The organism is Fibrella arboris (assembly GCF_041321095.1).
Lineage (GTDB): Bacteria > Bacteroidota > Bacteroidia > Cytophagales > Spirosomataceae > Fibrella > Fibrella arboris.
Window position 1 is genome coordinate 424,466 of record NZ_JBGGWE010000001.1, and the last position, 15,582, is coordinate 440,047.

17 protein-coding genes are annotated in these 15,582 nt (G+C 53.3%); 7 read left to right on the top strand and 10 right to left on the bottom strand.

Going from position 1 to position 15,582, the window contains the following annotated elements:
* Positions 1-7: 7 nt before the first annotated feature.
* Positions 8-2,245, bottom strand: a complete 2,238-nt coding sequence (locus ACAW75_RS01570; protein ID WP_370726904.1) for a T9SS type A sorting domain-containing protein — start codon at positions 2,243-2,245, stop codon at positions 8-10.
* 30 nt (positions 2,246-2,275) lie between these two features.
* Here ACAW75_RS01570 and ACAW75_RS01575 point away from each other — a divergent pair, with 30 nt between their 5' ends.
* The 6 genes from ACAW75_RS01575 to ACAW75_RS01600 all read left to right on the top strand — a co-directional run bounded on the left by ACAW75_RS01575 (position 2,276) and on the right by ACAW75_RS01600 (position 6,526).
* Positions 2,276-3,580 (top strand): UDP-N-acetylmuramoyl-tripeptide--D-alanyl-D-alanine ligase, encoded by a 1,305-nt coding sequence (locus ACAW75_RS01575; RefSeq protein WP_370726905.1) that lies wholly within the window; start codon positions 2,276-2,278, stop codon positions 3,578-3,580.
* Between the two features lie 160 nt (positions 3,581-3,740).
* Complete coding sequence (locus ACAW75_RS01580) at positions 3,741-4,388, top strand: GDSL-type esterase/lipase family protein (RefSeq protein WP_370726906.1); 648 nt, start codon at positions 3,741-3,743, stop codon at positions 4,386-4,388.
* Between the two features lie 155 nt (positions 4,389-4,543).
* Positions 4,544-4,831 carry a hypothetical protein gene (locus ACAW75_RS01585; RefSeq protein WP_370726907.1) on the top strand — a complete coding sequence of 96 codons (288 nt, stop codon included), beginning with the start codon at positions 4,544-4,546 and terminating at the stop codon, positions 4,829-4,831.
* Between the two features lie 144 nt (positions 4,832-4,975).
* Positions 4,976-5,419 (top strand): 3-oxoacyl-ACP synthase, encoded by a 444-nt coding sequence (locus tag ACAW75_RS01590; protein WP_370726908.1) that lies wholly within the window; start codon positions 4,976-4,978, stop codon positions 5,417-5,419.
* A 73-nt stretch (positions 5,420-5,492) separates the two neighbouring features.
* Positions 5,493-5,852: a PadR family transcriptional regulator gene (locus tag ACAW75_RS01595; protein ID WP_370726909.1), complete on the top strand. Its 360-nt coding sequence runs from the start codon at positions 5,493-5,495 to the stop codon at positions 5,850-5,852.
* Positions 5,853-5,854: 2 nt separating this feature from the next.
* On the top strand, positions 5,855-6,526 hold the full coding sequence (locus tag ACAW75_RS01600; protein WP_370726910.1) for a hypothetical protein: 672 nt from the start codon (positions 5,855-5,857) through the stop codon (positions 6,524-6,526).
* Between the two features lie 3 nt (positions 6,527-6,529).
* Here ACAW75_RS01600 and ACAW75_RS01605 read toward each other — a convergent pair whose 3' ends face one another.
* From ACAW75_RS01605 to ACAW75_RS01645, 9 genes are all read right to left on the bottom strand, one after another.
* Positions 6,530-7,435 (bottom strand): Rpn family recombination-promoting nuclease/putative transposase, encoded by a 906-nt coding sequence (locus ACAW75_RS01605; RefSeq protein WP_370726911.1) that lies wholly within the window; start codon positions 7,433-7,435, stop codon positions 6,530-6,532.
* 46 nt (positions 7,436-7,481) lie between these two features.
* The gene (aspS, locus tag ACAW75_RS01610; protein ID WP_370726912.1) at positions 7,482-9,233 is read right to left on the bottom strand and encodes an aspartate--tRNA ligase; all 1,752 of its coding nucleotides are present in this window, start codon (positions 9,231-9,233) and stop codon (positions 7,482-7,484) included.
* 155 nt (positions 9,234-9,388) lie between these two features.
* Entirely contained in the window at positions 9,389-10,834 is a 1,446-nt protein-coding gene (locus ACAW75_RS01615) for a DUF5723 family protein (protein ID WP_370726913.1), read from the bottom strand.
* Positions 10,835-10,921: 87 nt separating this feature from the next.
* Positions 10,922-11,524 (bottom strand): NifU family protein, encoded by a 603-nt coding sequence (locus ACAW75_RS01620; RefSeq protein ID WP_370726914.1) that lies wholly within the window; start codon positions 11,522-11,524, stop codon positions 10,922-10,924.
* Between the two features lie 112 nt (positions 11,525-11,636).
* Positions 11,637-12,140, bottom strand: a complete 504-nt coding sequence (locus tag ACAW75_RS01625) for a peptide deformylase (protein ID WP_370726915.1) — start codon at positions 12,138-12,140, stop codon at positions 11,637-11,639.
* A gap of 13 nt (positions 12,141-12,153) precedes the next feature.
* Complete coding sequence (locus tag ACAW75_RS01630; RefSeq protein WP_370726916.1) at positions 12,154-12,591, bottom strand: arsenate reductase ArsC; 438 nt, start codon at positions 12,589-12,591, stop codon at positions 12,154-12,156.
* 45 nt (positions 12,592-12,636) lie between these two features.
* Positions 12,637-13,086, bottom strand: coding sequence for an arsenic resistance N-acetyltransferase ArsN2 (gene arsN2 / locus ACAW75_RS01635; protein WP_370726917.1), 450 nt, complete (start codon positions 13,084-13,086; stop codon positions 12,637-12,639).
* 29 nt (positions 13,087-13,115) lie between these two features.
* A complete protein-coding gene (locus ACAW75_RS01640; RefSeq protein ID WP_370726918.1) occupies positions 13,116-13,988 on the bottom strand; it encodes an arsenite methyltransferase in 873 nt (290 codons plus the stop codon).
* Positions 13,989-14,031: 43 nt separating this feature from the next.
* Positions 14,032-14,358: an ArsR/SmtB family transcription factor gene (locus tag ACAW75_RS01645; RefSeq protein WP_370726919.1), complete on the bottom strand. Its 327-nt coding sequence runs from the start codon at positions 14,356-14,358 to the stop codon at positions 14,032-14,034.
* A 159-nt stretch (positions 14,359-14,517) separates the two neighbouring features.
* Between ACAW75_RS01645 and ACAW75_RS01650 the strand changes: the two genes are divergently transcribed.
* On the top strand, positions 14,518-15,510 hold the full coding sequence (locus tag ACAW75_RS01650) for a glycoside hydrolase family 16 protein (RefSeq protein ID WP_370726920.1): 993 nt from the start codon (positions 14,518-14,520) through the stop codon (positions 15,508-15,510).
* Positions 15,511-15,582: the final 72 nt, after the last annotated feature.

The window sequence follows — 15,582 nt, forward strand, 5'->3', positions numbered from 1 at the left end:
TGCCTGTTTAACGAACTAACACCACCCGACTAACTTTTGTTGGTTTATCCTCGGCAGTGAGCCGCAGCAAATAAACGCCAGCCGGCAACGTACCCAGATCAAGTAAGGCATCGGTACTGCCAACCACTGGTTGTGGCACCACCACTCGCCGTCCGTCCAGGCTCAGCACATCAACCCGCCCGGCATAGGGCACGCGAACCGTAACGTACCGCTCCGTCGGATTCGGGAACGCCCGGATTGTCTCGACTGCTTCTACGGCCAGCACGGTAGTTTTTTCCGATGTATTCCGAACGTAACGCAACCCACCCGATGCGGTGCCGATCACCAGATCGGGCAGGCCGTCGCCGTCGAGGTCCCCCGCTGCTACGGCGAGGCCAATACCGGGGTACCCTAACGTACCCAGCGTGTCGAGCAACGTACCTGGTTGCGTGGGTTGCGTTGCCGGGCGGTACAGCTTGAGTTTCCCGGCCCGTGTGGCCACCAATAGCTCGGGCTGTTTGTCGGCGTTTACGTCGAGCACAACCAACGATGGGTTTCTGGCCAGCAGATCAACGCCAAAGCCGCCATACGAGTCGGTTTGTAGCTGGAAAACCGGCACCGCCAGCGTTCCTGAGTTACGCAGGTACGTGATGTTGCCCGCCGAGCCGCCCACCAGCATATCGAGCTTTCCGTCGGCATCGATATCCGTAAACGCAATGGCTTCGCTGCTGGAATAACCCACCGAGTTGGGTAAGGTCAGTAGCTTTACCGCCGACCGGGTATACTGCACCGCCGCGTTGTTAGCCGCTGCATTGGGCCACCATTGAATGATTGACCCAGTGATTCCGCTGGCGGTGAGCACCAGATCAGGCGAGCCGTTACCATCCAGATCAGCGAACGTAGGGCGCAGGTTGGTCAGCGAATCACTCTGGGTCAGGCCAAGGTAATCGGTCGTCACCAGCGTAAACGCCGGACTGGTCGGTGTGCCCTTGTTCTCGAACTGCCACAGGCCGGCCCGGAAGCCTTTCGCGCCTATATTTCCGCTGTGGCCTACGAGCAAATCCAGGTCACCGTCGCCATCCAGATCGGCCAGTGCCGGAACTGCACTCTCACCGAGATCGATCATGTCGGCCTGGAGAAAATCGGGCTTCACGTACTGGAAATCTGGTTTCGCCGCTGTGCCTACATTTCGGTACAGCAGATTCGACGCCCGGAAATCGAACAGATTACCATCGTTGGTATATACGCTCGGCGACGCCAGCAGATCCGTGCGCCCGTCACCATCGACATCTTCAAAAAACGTAGCCGCAAACGCAGGAAACTGAATCGGATTTTTGGCCGGGAAGCTGGCGTCAAACTTATAGAAATCGGCTTTGGCCGAATTCGCGGTCCGGTTATAGAGCACCGCCACATTTGGGCAGCTAACGTACCCAAACAACAATTCTTTCAGCCCGTCGCCGTCGGTATCGAACATGGAAATGGCGTTGCCGGTATGCAGCGGCCGGGCATTGGGCAGCCCCTGCCGACCACCAGCAGCATCGCAATTGATTCCGAACTGAAAATCGTTGCAGAACTCTTTCTGGAAATTCCCCCAACAAACGCCTATTCGCTTGAAATCAAGCCCGGCGGGAGCCACAGTGCTGGTGCGCTCTTTGCTCATGTTCTGGTAATACACGGCCAGATTGCCGCCCACGTCGAACGCCACTACATCGATATCGCCATCGCCGTCATAATCCTGAATAACGGGCGTATCCAGTCCGGCCACATACAGATTTGAGCGGTTGTTGTTAAATCCTTCGTGGTAAAGGGGCGAGGCAATCGATTGCCAACTCAACGTACCGGCCGTTGTCGACACATTACGCCACACCTGCGCCCCCGACGGAGCCGAGGCGAACAGGTCTTTCTTTCCGTCGCCGTCGTAATCGATCAGCACCATCCAGTTAATGAAGGAAGGGAACTGTTTTTCGTACTGCGGGGCATATTGCCAAACAAACGCACCCGTAGCATCGGTAGCTGCCAGAAACGTGCTGATCTTATCGGTGGTGCGGTCAAACACCACCAGATCGGGGCGGGCGTCGGTATTGAGCGCTATCGTATTGAACTGGCAGGTATTGAGCCCGCCAGCCCAGGCATTGGGCAGCGCCCGGCCCGACACCGTCACCGCGGCGCGTTGATCGTACTCGAACGAGATACGTTGGGCCGTTCCCCGCAAGACAAGGCCCAGGGTGACCAGTAAGCACAGAACCGTCGTAAACCAGTTTTTCATCTTACTTTTGAACGAAATCAGGGGCCACTTATGACATCAACAACCCTCCTCTACGATAAATTTCTGACTTGCAGCGGCGTATCCACCGATACGCGGCAAATTACGCCCAATTGCCTGTTTGTCGCTCTGCGCGGCGACACCTTCAACGCCAACGAATTCGCCCTGCAAGCCCTGGCTACCGGTGCCAGCTACGCCCTTGTCGATGATCCCACGGTGGCCGCAGCGGATGAACGTTGCCTGCTGGTGGCCGATACACTGACCGCCCTTCAGGACCTGGCCCGGCATCACCGTCGCCAGTTTACCTGCCCCGTTATTGGCCTGACAGGTAGTAACGGTAAAACCACGACCAAAGAGCTGATTGCCGCCGTGTTGAGCCGTAGGTACGTTACCGAAGCCACTAAAGGCAACCTCAATAACCACATCGGTGTGCCGCTGACGCTGTTGCGCATCAACCCCGCCACCTGCGAGATAGCGGTGGTGGAAATGGGCGCGAACCACCAGCAGGAGATTGCCCTGCTCAGCCGGATTTGCGAACCCACCCACGGCCTGATCACCAACGTGGGCAAAGCGCACCTCGAAGGATTTGGCGGATTGGCAGGCGTTCGGAAAGGCAAAGGCGAACTGTTCGATTTCCTGGCCAAAACGGGCGGAACGGTTTTCGTAAACGCCCAAAACGAGACGCTGATGGCCATGTACGCTGAACGAGCGTTTGTCAACACCGTTTTTTACCTGACCAACAACCAGCCCGAGCTACTGCTCGAGGCCCCCGTTGCCGTGTACCGCTCGGCCAATGGCGACACCATACAGACGCACCTGCCGGGCCGCTACAATTTTGAGAATATAGCCGCTGCCCTCGCCATTGGCGCCTATTTCGACGTCCCTGAAACGGAGGCCAACGAAGCGGTGGCGGCGTATAACCCAACCAATAACCGGTCGCAGGTGGTGGTGAAAGGCACCAACACCATCCTGCTCGATGCGTACAACGCCAATCCCAGTTCGATGGCGGCCGCCATCAGGCAGTTTGGGCAAAGTCACCCCGGTGGTGATTCTGCTCCGCGAAAGGCGGTGCTCCTGGGCGATATGTACGAACTTGGCGACGAAAGCCCCGCCGAACACGCCGCGCTGGGTACGCTGGTAGCCGAACAGCAATTCGATCTGGTTATTCTGGCTGGTAAAGACATGAAGTACGCCTTACCAGCCTTGCCCAAAGCGTATTATTTCCCCGATAAATTTTCGCTCCACAACTGGATTGCCGACAACCCCATGACCCACACAAACATCCTCATCAAAGGCTCGCGCGGCATGGGGCTCGAAAGCGTGGTGCCGTTCATTTGACGCCTCGCCGTCATTTATTGTCATTACGCTCCGCTGTCATTCGGTAGTCATTCGTTGTTTCTACGACCAACGACTGCCAAATGACAGCGGAGCGTAATGACATTTCCCTTAAACGTTCTGCTCGCGAATTAGTCTTATTAGCAAACAAATCCATTCAACCATGAAAAACACCTTTTTCTCGCTGGCCTTTTTGCTAACGATGCTGGCTTTACCAACACTGGCCCAGACCAATTACGACGCCGAGATCGCCACGATGGAAGCGCAGGACAAAACGCCGCCAGCCAATGGTATTCTATTCGTCGGCAGTTCATCCATCCGCTATTGGGACGGACTGAAAGAAGCCTTCCCGGGCAAACCTGTTATCCAGCGTGGTTTTGGCGGATCAACCATGAGCGACCTGATTCGCTACATACCAAAGCTGGTGTTACCCTATAACCCAAAGCAGATTCTGGTCTACGAAGGTGATAATGACATTGGGCAGCAGAATAAAACGGCCAAAGACGTGTACAGCCAGTTTCTGACTTTTTTTATGCTGGTACGCAAGCAATTGCCAAACGCCAACATCACCTACATTGCCATCAAGCCCAGCCCGTCGCGTCGGAAATCTATGCCTGTTGCTGCTGAGGCCAATCAGATGATCAAACAGTACCTGGCCGGGCAGAAAAATACGGCTTTCGCAGATGTGTACACGCCAATGCTCGGTGCTACTGGGCAACCCCGCCCCGAGCTGTTCAAAGCCGATAGCCTGCACATGACTCCGCAGGGATACGAAGTCTGGAAAAACGTAATTGGTCCGTTGCTGAAATAGCTGGTTGCCTGGTGCATACTTGATTTAACAGGCATTTAACGGGCACTTCACGGCCCTTTAACCAGCGCCGCATAGGTTTGCGCGCTCACCATAGCTGACCCGTGTGGGTACGTTCTCTGTTGAACGGCGCGTAAACCAGATCAAACAAAACGATTATGAAACAGGCATTTGTAGTAGCCATAGCATTAACACTGGCTGTGTTCGGCGCAGCCAGCGCACAGGACAGCAAAGCGGCCAAAAAAATGGCGGCGGCAGAGAAAAAAGCCGAAGTAGCTGCCGATAAACAGGAGCTAAAGTCATTGAAAGCCGACCGCAAGGCCGACAAGATGAACGGCGACAAAGAAGCGTTGAAAGCGGATCGCCAAAAAACGTACCAGGCCAGCAAGAAAATGGTGAAAGACCAGGCCAAAAAAGACGTAGCAGTCGTGAAAGAGAAACTGTAGGGCGCTACCCTCTTAGTCTATACTATCGTGAACCTGATAAATTGCTCGCCTTCCACATGAGCAGTTTGTCAGGTTTTTTTGTTGTACCCAAACTGAACGCGGTTAGCAGCACAGTACCCGCCATACCCAGCCACCGAGCAACCAATGAGTAAACAGTCTTTATACAATCAGTGCCTCGCCTACGTACAACAACGCATCGACACTGCAACGGAGGCCATGCGTGCCGCCCAGGAGTCAGCCAATTCGGAGTCGAAGAGCTCGGCAGGCGATAAATACGAAACCGGCCGGGCTATGGCACAACTGGAACGCGACCGCCACGCCCAACTGCTGGCCGATGCCCAGCGTATGCTTCAGGAACTCCAGCATATCGATCTGGCCCCCCCGACCGTGGTTCGGGCGGGAAGCCTGGTAAAAACGACGCGGGGTACGTTCTTTATCAGCATTAGTGCCGGGCGCATTTCGGTAGATGGCAACGACTATATGGCTGTATCGGCGGCCTCTCCTATTGGCACAGCGCTGCGTGGGAAGCGCATTGGCGATACCGCCCTGTTCAATAACGTCAGGTACGTTATCGAGGCGATCGAGTAGCGAACACCGATACCCACAAAAAAAGGCATACCTAAACTATTTAGGTATGCCTTTTTTTGTGCATTTTTGAGTCATGAATGATAAAGCGAATCAACCGCTCTTAAAAGGAAGCCTGTCGGTGATCATCCTGAAACTGCTCGAAAACCACGAGCGGATGTATGGTTATGAAATTACACAGCAGGTGAAAGCCCTCACGGCGGGCGGCGTGGCCATTACAGAAGGCGCACTATACCCAGCCCTGCATAAACTCGAAGCGGAAGGATTGCTCACGACCCAAACCGAAGTGGTCGACGGCCGGGCACGTAAATACTATTCGCTGACCAGGACCGGCAAAACCGAAGCCGTCAATCGCGTCGATGAACTGATGGCGTTTATGCAAAACCTGCAAACGATCCTTGCTCCCCCTTTCCCAACGCCCAAACCTGCCTTCTAGCGATGCTCACGCCTGCCCAACTCGCTCTCATCGACAAGCATTTACGCAGTGATAACTGGCTGCTCAACAACGACCTCATCGCCGAACTGACCGATCATTACGTCGATGCGATTACAGATAAGCTGGCCCAAAACGTACCGTTCGAGTTGGCTCTTCAAGACGTGCATCGCTCGTTTGGCGGGCGTAAGGGCTTGCTGAAAATGGAGGAGACTTACCAGAAAACGCTGGCGCAGACCAACGCACGCGTGTACCGCGATGCGTTTGAGAAAGCCTTTCGGTGGCCCGGCATTGGCTATACATTACTGGTTTGGGCGTTTTGTTACGGAATTATCCGCACGTTGCCATTCGGTGCTATTTCAGATTCACTCAATCGTCAAAGCGATTTCGCTTTTTTTGGCGCCCTGTGTTTACTTACAGGCGTCTTTATCTATGCATTTGTGGCTATGTATAGGCAACTGCGGTCAGGTATATTTTCGTTTCAGGCAACTTCAGCGCCAACGTTTTTAATGGTTCAATCTACCATTTGGATACTACAGCTTTCTACCTGGCTGCCAATTCGTCATTTCACGGAAAGCCAACCCGCTTTATGTGCGCTGGTGATGACGCTGGTTGTGCTTCACGAATGGGCGGGAATGCACATGCTGGCGCACGTGTACCGTAGGCGAACGGCTTAGTGATTAGCGCGTAGCACGCAACTGGTCAACCTCTGCCTCAGTTAAACCCGTCAGTGCTGAAATAAGCGTGTTATCAAGGCCTTGCCGAATTGCTTTGAGTGCTATCTCCCGATTAGCTTTCGCCTGGCCTTCAGCCAACCCTTCAGCTTTCCCCTCAGCTAAGCCTTCAGCTTTTCCTTCAAGGTAGCCTTCTTCGGTTGCGGTATCGGTTACATTTTTCAGATCCCGGTAGTGTTTCAGGCTATCCTGATACGCCCAGCGATCGGTTTCGTTGAATTGTGCTAATTCTGCCACCTGAAAGAGTTTGGTGAAAATACGTTCCTGCAATCGTTCGGGTATACGCTCCAGCCGAGACAGATTCTTCAGCACATATAGCCACTTTTCATACCGCGTTTCCAGCTCATCTATGGACTTGCTGAACTTGGGCATTTCCAGATAAATGAAGCGCAGTTTGGGAAAGAAAACCCGGTGGGTTTCAATATCCATCAACTGAATGTCGTGCCGGAGCTTATTACGTTCCGCCGGGTCTTCATCAAAAATAAAATCCATCACCGCCACGGTATAAACGCCCGTTTGTCTGAAATCCCAGTCGCCGGTTTGTGCCTGCTCCTGAATGGGAAATGTGGCGTAATAAATGCTTCTGTCTTTAAAGTACTTCTGCCGCGCTTTCTGAATTTCAACGATAAACCGTTCGCCTGTATCGGTCTGGCAGTACAGGTCAAAAACCGCTTTTCGGTCAACAGGCGAAACGCCTAACTGTTCATTTTTGAGGAAAGTAAGGTCTGTGATCCGGCCCCGGTCGGGTAATAATTCATTCAGGAAATCCATGAGGAGGTCTTTGTTGGCTTCCTCCCCAAAGATTTTCTTGAAACCAAAATCGGTGAATGGATTGATAAACTTCTCCTGCATAACTAAGCTGATTAACAGCCAGTAAGATACAACCGATTCACCATCTTTATACGGCCGTTGTCCTGATCTTCAGCTCGTCGAGTTGCTTATCTGAGATGACCGATGGCGAATCGATCATGACGTCGCGGCCGGCATTGTTTTTCGGGAAGGCGATGAAGTCGCGGATGCTGTCGACGCCCCCGAAGAGCGAGCAGAGCCGGTCGAAACCGAAGGCGATCCCACCGTGGGGCGGCGCACCAAACTCAAACGCATCCATCAGGAAGCCGAACTGATTTTTGGCTTCTTGGTCGGAGAAACCGAGCAAGCTGAACATCCGCGCCTGAAGCTCCCGGTTGAAGATTCGGATAGAGCCCCCACCCACTTCGGTCCCGTTGATGACCAAATCGTAGGCGTTGGCCCGCACGGCACCCGGATCGGTGTCGAGTAGCGGAATGTCTTCAGGTTTTGGCGACGTAAAGGGGTGGTGCATGGCAAACCAGCGGGCCTCTTCTTCGCCGTATTCGAGCAGGGGGAAATCGAGTACCCACAGCACTTTATAATCGTCGGGATTGCGCAGGCCCAAACGAGTGCCCATTTCCAGCCGAAGCTCGTTCAACTGCTTGCGCGTCTTATTGGCGTCACCCGCCATGATCAACAGCAGATCGCCGGGCTTCGCGTTGAAGGTAGTGGCCCACGCGTTGCGTTCGTCATCAGAATAGAACTTATCGACGGACGATTTTACACTGCCGTCTTCGGACACGCGGGCGTAGATCAGGCCTTTGGCGCCAATCTGCGGGCGTTTTACCCACTCGGTCAGCTCGTCGAGTTGCTTGCGCGTGAACGTAGCCGCCCCCGTAGCGCAGATGCCTACGACCAATTCGGCGCCGTCGAATACGGGGAAGCCTTTGCCCTGTACCTGTTCGGTCAGTTCCACAAACTGCATATCGAACCGAATGTCGGGTTTGTCGGAGCCGTACAGGCGCATGGCGTCGGCGTAGGTCATCCGGGGGACTTCGGCCAGGTCGATGTTCTTCACCGTTTTGAAGAGGTGACGCGTCAGCCCTTCGAACATGTTCAGGATGTCTTCCTGCTCCACAAACGACATTTCGCAGTCGATCTGCGTGAACTCGGGCTGGCGGTCGGCGCGCAGGTCTTCGTCGCGGAAACACTTCACGATCTGGTAGTACCGATCGAAACCCGATACCATCAGCAGTTGCTTGAATGTTTGTGGCGACTGGGGCAGGGCGTAGAATTCACCGGGGTTCATCCGGCTCGGTACCACAAAATCACGGGCTCCTTCGGGCGTCGATTTGATCAGTACTGGGGTTTCCACTTCAATGAAGTTCTGCCCGTCCATATACTCGCGGGTACGGCGGGCCACCTGATGCCGAAGCTCCAGGTTACGGCGAACGGGATTACGGCGCAGATCAAGGTAGCGGTAGCGCAGGCGCAGATCATCGCCGCCATCGGTGTCATCTTCGATCAGAAAGGGCGGCAGTTTGGCGGGGTTCAGCACCGTCAGGGCCGTGGGACGTACCTCGATGCCACCCGTCGGAATATTCGGGTTTTTCGACTGCCGTTCGGTTACCGTGCCGGTTGCCTGAATCACAAATTCACGACCCAGCGTCCGGGCCGTCTTGAACAGGTCTGCCTGCGTAACACCTTCTTCCAGAATTACTTGCGTGATACCGTACCGATCCCGGAGGTCGATCCAGAGTACGCCGCCTTTATCCCGAATGGTTTGTACCCAGCCGCTCAGGCTGACGGTTTTATTGATATCCGACGAACGCAGTTCGCCACAGGTATGTGTTCTTAGCATAAATAGAGTTAAGAAAGTAGACGCAAGAAACAAGAGTGCCTTGGCGGAATACCTAAACGGCATACAACAGAGCCATTCTTACTTCTTGCGTCTTACTTCTTGATTCTTAATTCGGCAAAAATAGGCAGATTCAGAGGGTTCTACAACCTGACTTGCTAGTCGTTATCATTATCAGCGCCAGTACGTGAGCCGAAGCCCATCGCCAGGCCAAAATAGAGATCGACACCACGGGGGGCGATGCCGTTCTTGCTGGTTCCTAACAGCCCGAACACGTTGTCGGAGCCCGCCCAAACTGGACCTGCTCGCAGCGACACACCCACCTGTGTAAACCCGTTTACATACGAAAGCGGTAGCGAAACACCCACCCACTTGCTATCGAAACGCGGCACAACAGCCAGCACCGACGGCTGATGCATGGCCACGGCGCTGGTGCCGCGCAGATCCTGCCAGTAGGCGACCTGTAGGCCCAGTCCGCTTGGCCGTTCATAGTCGACATGTAAATTGAGCGACGAAGGCAAGCCGCTGTTGAACGATCCGATGTTGTTGGCAGGGTCGACTTTCAATTTTTGACGGATTACATTGATCACCTGTTCGCTGTTTCTGACCTCATTAAAGTCTTCGCTGACGAGGCGCAGGTTTTGCTGGTTGATTTTGTAGGCATCGCCGGTGTATTTGATCGAACCAATGTCTGTCAGAGCAGCACCTGCTTTCAGGGTAGACCCATACGGGTCAGGTTTCATTCGATAGGCAACTCCCAGATCGAAGCCTATGCCCCGGCCCGGCGGGTTGCCGTTTACCAACGTCCGAAGTGACAGGTTCTGATTTTGCAGGTACGTTGTGTAGCCAAATTCACCGGTGATTTCCTTCACGTTCATATACCCCCGGCTCTGCACCAGCGGGTCGGGCAGTATTTCATAGGTAAGCCCTTGATTGACAAAGTATCCCGACGTAAAACCAACCAGGTATTTGGCCGTAAAACCCACCATCAGGCTACTGCCTTCCTCGTCGTATACGGTATGGCCTATGCTGGCGGCCGCTTCGGCATAGGTATTGGCATTTGTGCTAAATGCGTTGTTTCTGCTTGGAATACTGTAGAAAACATCACTGTTCAGGCTGGCCCGCAGCGCAGACAGTAACTGTTCTGAGGCTCCCCACACCTGCCCGCTTGCCCGTAACCGCGACGACAACCCGATTACTGTTCGTTCGCCTACGGCTAGCTGTAACGCCGGCCCCCGAAATTCGCCCCAAACTGTACCGTTCTTGGGCGTACCATCCTGAATTTCTTCGGTATAACTGGCATCAAACTGTACCCCGCCGTTCGCCTGCCGGTACTGACCTGGCACTTGTCCGGTCACAAGCCGTAATAGCGAGAACGGGGCTTTGTAGCGGACGAAATTGTTGTTTGCGTGAATGTTCAGAGCACCCAGGCTGACATAAAAACGATGCGGCGAATCGGCCAGCCACGCTGGATTCTGATAGGCCCGATGAATACCACCGCTGGGGCTGGTTGTCAGGCCAAGTAAATTTTGAGCTTGTGAAAAAATGGGGATCAACCCCCAAAAGCCAAGTGCTAATCGGCGAACGAGTGAATAATCAGTCAAGGTGGTGAGTGCGAATGGTTGGTACAAATAAAAACGCCAGCGCCCGGAAAGCGTTGGCGTTTTTATGTATTTCTGACAGAACGGACTTTATACCCCCTCAGCCTCAACGGTTTTAACACCAGGCACCAGACGAGTCAGCAGGTTTTCGATGCCTGCTTTCAGGGTCAACGTCGACGAAGGACAACCGCTGCATGAACCTTGAAGCAGCACTTTCACAGTGCCGGTCTCTTCATCGAACGCATGAAAATTGATCGCTCCACCGTCTGACTCTACAGCTGGCCGGACGTATTGGTCCAGCGCGGCTTTTATCTGCTGAACGGTCTCAGAATCAGCCTCCACACGGGTGCTGTTCAGGTCAATGGTGCGCTTAACAAACACAGGTTTATCAGCCTCGAAGTAGTCTTTCAGAAAGACTTTTACTTCAAACAGGATCTCGCCCCAGTCAACATCTTCATCTTTGGTCAGGGTTACAAAATTCCCCGCGATGAACACCCGACGCACGCCATCAATACCGAACAGGGCCACGGCCAGGGGTGAGTTTTTGCCTTCTTTCAGTGCTTCCGATGGTTCGGCATAATCGAACGAAAGACCATCAGGGACGAGTTCGCGGTTTAGCACGAACTTCATCGAGTTGGGATTCGGGCTTTGCTCCGTATATATGGACACCGGCGGACGCAGGGCAGCTTGCATAGTAATACGTTTAACGTTTTGGGGTTAACGCATGAAGTCCGTTTTCAGTTTGCTGTTTACCGTTTTCTGTTGCTTCGCCAATCAGCAGCGCAGCAGTACATTGAAGACGGCCTTAAAGCACCCTGTATTGAAACGCTTTGTCGTCGATGGCACGCATGGTGCAGAGAATGCCGTCGAGGTGATCGTACTCGTGCTGCATCAACTCCGACAAAGCGTCTGTCATATGCCATTGCTGCGGTGAAAAGTGTTCGTCGAGGTACTGTATCGCCAGCGATTTGTGGCGGCTAACGCGAACCAGCAGACTCGGAAAGCTCATACAGTCGTCCCAGAGCTCGAACTGTTCCTCGCTGAGATTGGTCAGTATGGGATTGATGAACACGACAGGGCCACGGCCGGCGGGTTTGTCAATATTCATGTAGATCAGCCGCTTCATGATGCCCAGTTGAGGCGCCGCAATAGCCCGTCCGAAACCGTACCGGGCACGCACCTCCTCCATTACATTGTGCAGATCAGCCACCCAGCCCGCGACCAACGGTTGCTCATCGGCCCTGACGGGCTCGCAAACTTCGTACAGGCGCGGGTCGCCCAGAAGCAACAGATCGGCAAGTGTTTTCATAGAAAAGCGAATGTTAGCCAGCTATATTGTCACGAACAAACTCCTGCGCGAACGCTTTGATCTGATCACGGATACGGGCGTAGTTGGCCATCACACTGGCTTCGTCGGGGCCGGTCACTTTCGATGGATCTTCGAAAGTATGGTGCAGCCGATTTCGTGTCGACGAACCGGGCTTCCCAATCCAGACGGGGCATCGTTCAGCCGCGCTGTCGCAAACGGTGATCACGTAGTCGATGGGCCGATGAGCATACTCGTCAACGTGGTTTGATGTGTGGTGACTGATGTCCAGGCCATCATCGGCCATCGTCTTCACCGCGCGCGGATTCAGACCGTGCGTTTCGACCCCGGCACTGAGTACCTCGGCTTTGTTGCCGGCAAAGTGTTGCAGATAGCCATGCGCCATCTGGCTGCGGGTTGAGTTACCCGTGCAGAGTACTAAAATTCGTTTCATCAATGTAATGCCGAAGCTCCAGCTTCGGTAGTCTAGCTAGTTCAACTACCGGAGCTGGAGCTTCGGTACTACTTCCTTTTTCATCACTATTGACGAAGCAGGGCACAACTCGCTGAACTGACGGGTCTGGGCAATAGCATCAGGTACGTTGCTTCGGTCTACACGCTCGAATCCCAGCCGAGCGAAATAGCCGTCAGCAGTGGTAGTGATCAGGTAAAGGTTGGTGAGATTTTGGTCTGTAGCCAGCTTTTCGACAGCATTAATCAACTGGCGACCGATCTGGTGGTCTCGGTAAGCAGGCGAAACGGCTACTGACCTTACCAGTCCGGTTGTTCCATACACCGCTACGCCTGCTGCTCCAGCCAGCGTACCCTTATCATAGGCCAGCGTGAACGTACCCAGGTCGTCCGGCAAATCATCTGTTAGTAAATCAACCTGTGTCAGTAAATCAAACAGCGCGGGGCGGTCGGCAGAAGTAGCAAGTCGGTAGATCATACAGTAGGTAACGATGACTAAGTACAAAACTAAGCGCAGCAATCTGGCCCGCAACACGTTTTGGCAGCAGCTACTGGTGCTGGCTTGGCCGGACCCGGCTTTTCGGCGTAAACCGTTATGCTCACGATACCAACGCCGCCATTCCGATATGTGTTGATCTCGTCGGCGGTCAGATAATTGATTAATATAGAGTCGGGCAGATTGATGGGTTTGCTCTTTTGGATGTTGACCTGTGTGAAGCCTGCTTCCTGAATCAGCTGCAGGTAGTCGTCGTGCTGAATAGCTCCCGATACACAGCCGGCATATAACTCGGCGGCCTGACGCAGACCAGCCGGCAACTTACCCTGCAACACAATATCGGAGATACTGAAATGGCCTCCTGGCTTCAATACGCGGGCAATTTCGGCCAGCACGTTGGCTTTGTTAGGCACCAGGTTTAGTACGCAATTGCTCACAACCACGTCGGCAATGTTGTCGGCAACAGGCATCTGCTCAATGTCGCCCGCCCGAAATTCTACATTATTGAATCCCAGCGTATCGGCATTTCGGCGAGCCCGGCCAATCATGGCAGGTGTAAAATCAATGCCAATCACCTTACCTGTCGGGCCGGTTTCGTGGCGGGCCACAAAGCAGTCGTTACCCGCGCCCGAACCCAGGTCGATCACCGTATCGCCGGGTTTGATTTGCGCGAATTGCGTAGGTAAGCCACAACCAAGGCCCAGATCGGCGGCGGGAACGTACCCAGCCAGATGACTATAATCGTCGGCCATAATCGCGGTATCGCCAAGGGGTGAACAACAGGCCGAGCCACAGCAGGAGTCTGCGTTCGTTTCGCGTGACTGATCGGCTACGGTCGTGTAGGTTTCGCGTACCAGTTCTTTCAGTTGGTTATCGGTTTGCATGGCTTTGTTTATTGTATTATTACGATGAATATGGGCAAAAAAATTAGCAGCAGAGATTCCCCTCGAATTGAGTCAGCAACTCGCCGAAAGCGGCTTTTGCTTCGGCCCAGACAACTTCATTAATGCAATAGCAAACCCGTGGTGGATTTACATTGCCCTTGACAATCCCGATCCGGCTCAGCTCTTTCAAATGTTGTGATACCGTAGCCTGCGCCAGCGGCAACACATCGACCAGATCGCCGCAGATACACGACTGCGTTTTGGCCAGATGCTGCAGAATGGCTACCCGCGCCGGATGCGCAAATGCCTTTGCCAGATCAGCGATCCGATTCTGTTGCTCCGTAAATACCTCTGTTTTAGTGGTCCCCATGCAACAAAGATAAACGCAGTTTTATTGATCGTACTATTACGATAATCAATTTTCATCTGCTTTTTCTTTTTTTAATCAATTAATTATTAGCATAGTCCTATATCGTACATTAGAGAATTCATTCCACCACCTAATCTATTAGCCAATCAGTTCACCGACATGCGCCCCATCTTCTTCACAATCAGTCTTATTTTAGTAGTGAGTTCATGTACGTTCTTACTTGACGCATGCAAAAGCTCCAGCGAGCCCTGTATTGAGAAGACATGGTATCTCGATTCAGACAAAGACGGCAAAGGGAATCCCAACAAAACGTATCTGGCTTGTGATCAACCTATTGGGTACGTTGCCAATGCCAGCGATGATAATGACGACCCGGCTCCCGTGTCAATTATTCCAACCAAAGGCTACACTACCCCAACCACCTACTCGGGGCTGAAACTAGTGTGGGCCGACGAATTCACGGGAACGGCGCTGAATGAAGCCAACTGGAATTACGAGTTAGGCGATGGATGCCCGGCCAACTGCGGCTGGGGGAACAACGAGCTGGAATACTATAAGAAGGAAAACACGTCAGTGAAAGACGGCTACCTGATCATTCAGGCAAAAGCGGAATCAGTCGGCAACAAATCATACACCTCGTCGAGGTTGACCACCCAAGGTAAAGTCAACCTGAAATACGGACGGGTCGATATCCGGGCAGCTATGCCGAAGGGGCAGGGTATATGGCCAGCTTTATGGATGCTTGGGAAAAATATAAACACGGTTGGCTGGCCTAAATGCGGAGAGATTGATATTCTGGAGATGATCGGTGGTGGCGCAACGGGGCGTGATGACACGGCTTACGGTACGGCCCACTGGGATAACAACAACAGCCACGCCCAATACGGAGGCAGTGCAAAACTGACGTCGGGCGTGTTGGCCGATGAATTCCACGTTTTCTCCATTGTCTGGGACGCCAAGAAAATTGTCTGGTATCTCGACGATAAACAGTTTCACATCATTGATACAACTCCGTCTGGCCTCAGCGAATTTCAGGAAGAGTATTTCTTCATCGTCAACCTCGCCGTTGGCGGCGACTGGCCCGGCAAACCGGATGGTACCACCGTATTACCCCAGCATCTACTTGTCGATTACATCCGCGTGTTTCAGTAACAGATTGTGAATTATGGATTGTTGATTAGTTGCCTTGCCTGTAAGCAATTAGTCATCTATCAATTACTTACA